1 protein-coding gene is annotated in these 700 nt (G+C 65.7%); it reads left to right on the forward strand.

Annotation, left to right across the window (positions count from 1 at the left end; all coding sequences use genetic code 11):
• A partial coding sequence (locus E8F11_RS00155) for a carbon starvation CstA family protein (protein WP_280286776.1) occupies nucleotides 1–700 on the forward strand: 700 nt, incomplete at both ends.

Here is a 700-nt window from a genome sequence, read left to right on the forward strand (position 1 = left end):
GGCCTTCACCTTCACCGGCGTGCAGATCACCTGGATGCTGATCGGCTACGGCTTCGTCGCCGCGGTACTGCCGGTGTGGCTGATCCTGGCGCCGCGCGACTACCTGTCGACCTTCCTCAAGATCGGCACCATAGTCGGCCTCGCCATCGGCATCCTGATCCTCGCCCCCGAGCTGAAGATGCCGGCCCTGACCCAGTTCGTCGACGGTACCGGACCGGTGTGGAAGGGCACCCTGTTCCCCTTCCTGTTCATCACCATCGCCTGTGGTGCGGTGTCCGGCTTCCACGCGCTGATCTCCTCGGGCACCACGCCCAAGCTGCTGGCCAACGAAACTCACGCCCGCTACATCGGTTACGGCGGCATGCTGATGGAGTCCTTCGTCGCCATCATGGCCATGGTCGCCGCCTCGGTGATCGAGCCGGGTGTGTACTTCGCCATGAACAGCCCGCCCGCGCTGGTGGGCACCGACGTCAATGCGGTTGCCGCCACCGTCAGCAGCTGGGGTTTCGCCGTCACTCCGGAAGTGCTGCAGCAGACCGCCAACGACATCGGCGAGCACAGCATCCTGGCCCGTGCCGGCGGTGCGCCGACCCTGGCCGTGGGCATCGCGCAGATCCTCCACCAGGTGCTGCCGGGTGAGAACACCATGGCCTTCTGGTACCACTTCGCGATCCTCTTCGAGGCGCTGTTCATCCTCACC

Origin of the sequence: Pseudomonas sp. BN417 (assembly GCF_029871205.1) — a bacterium.
In the GTDB taxonomy this organism is placed as follows: Bacteria; Pseudomonadota; Gammaproteobacteria; order Pseudomonadales; family Pseudomonadaceae; genus Metapseudomonas.